The organism is Streptomyces sp. NPDC054887 (assembly GCF_053610585.1).
Genome location: NZ_JBSGYQ010000145.1, coordinates 1 through 1,675, shown reverse-complemented (window position 1 = coordinate 1,675; position 1,675 = coordinate 1). Strand labels below are relative to the sequence as shown.

Here is a 1,675-nt window from a genome sequence, read left to right as displayed (position 1 = left end):
CGGACTCGCTTTCGCTACGGCTTCCCCACACGGGTTAACCTCGCTACACACCGCTAACTCGCAGGCTCATTCTTCAAAAGGCACGCAGTCACGACGCACTGAGCAAGCTCAATGCGCGACGCTCCCACGGCTTGTAGGCACACGGTTTCAGGTACTATTTCACTCCGCTCCCGCGGTACTTTTCACCATTCCCTCACGGTACTATCCGCTATCGGTCACCAGGGAATATTTAGGCTTAACGGGTGGTCCCGCCAGATTCACACGGGATTTCTCGGGCCCCGTGCTACTTGGGTGTCTCTTAAACGAGCCGTTGATGTTTCAGCTACGGGGGTCTTACCCTCTACGCCGGACCTTTCGCATGTCCTTCGCCTACACCAACGGTTTCTGACTCGTCTCACAGCCGGCAGACTGTGACAAAGAGATCCCACAACCCCGCATGCGCAACCCCTGCCGGGTATCACACGCATACGGTTTGGCCTCATCCGGTTTCGCTCGCCACTACTCCCGGAATCACGGTTGTTTTCTCTTCCTGCGGGTACTGAGATGTTTCACTTCCCCGCGTTCCCTCCACATACCCTATGTGTTCAGGTATGGGTGACAGCCCATGACGACTGCCGGGTTTCCCCATTCGGAAACCCCCGGATCAAAGCCTGGTTGACGGCTCCCCGGGGACTATCGTGGCCTCCCACGTCCTTCATCGGTTCCTGGTGCCAAGGCATCCACCGTGCGCCCTTAAAAACTTGGCCACAGATGCTCGCGTCCACTGTGCAGTTCTCAAGCAACGACCAGCCACCCATCACCCCATCCTTACGGACGAGTGCACTGGGGCCGGCATCGCGAAGATACAAACCAATGGTCCGTACCCTCAGATACCCAACAGCGTGCCCGACCCGGTCCATCAGAACCTGTTTTCCACGCCGAAGCAGTACTAACAGTTCCAACCAACCGTGCCGAGTAGTCAACGTTCCACCCATGAGCAACCACCGTCGAACATTTGCCGACGTAGTGGCCTCTGACTCGGCGGACCGAGTAAGAAGTGCTCCTTAGAAAGGAGGTGATCCAGCCGCACCTTCCGGTACGGCTACCTTGTTACGACTTCGTCCCAATCGCCAGTCCCACCTTCGACAGCTCCCTCCCACAAGGGGTTGGGCCACCGGCTTCGGGTGTTACCGACTTTCGTGACGTGACGGGCGGTGTGTACAAGGCCCGGGAACGTATTCACCGCAGCAATGCTGATCTGCGATTACTAGCAACTCCGACTTCATGGGGTCGAGTTGCAGACCCCAATCCGAACTGAGACCGGCTTTTTGAGATTCGCTCCGCCTCGCGGCATCGCAGCTCATTGTACCGGCCATTGTAGCACGTGTGCAGCCCAAGACATAAGGGGCATGATGACTTGACGTCGTCCCCACCTTCCTCCGAGTTGACCCCGGCGGTCTCCTGTGAGTCCCCATCACCCCGAAGGGCATGCTGGCAACACAGGACAAGGGTTGCGCTCGTTGCGGGACTTAACCCAACATCTCACGACACGAGCTGACGACAGCCATGCACCACCTGTATACCGACCACAAGGGGGCACCTATCTCTAGGTGTTTCCGGTATATGTCAAGCCTTGGTAAGGTTCTTCGCGTTGCGTCGAATTAAGCCACATGCTCCGCTGCTTGTGCGGGCCCCC

At 57.8% G+C, this 1,675-nt stretch carries 2 rRNA genes; both read right to left on the bottom strand.

What is annotated here, in order from left to right:
• Positions 1 to 746, bottom strand: a 23S ribosomal RNA gene (locus tag ACWGH0_RS34655); the annotation flags it as partial.
• 301 nt (positions 747 to 1,047) lie between these two features.
• Positions 1,048 to 1,675: ribosomal RNA gene (locus tag ACWGH0_RS34650) — 16S ribosomal RNA — on the bottom strand; the annotation flags it as partial.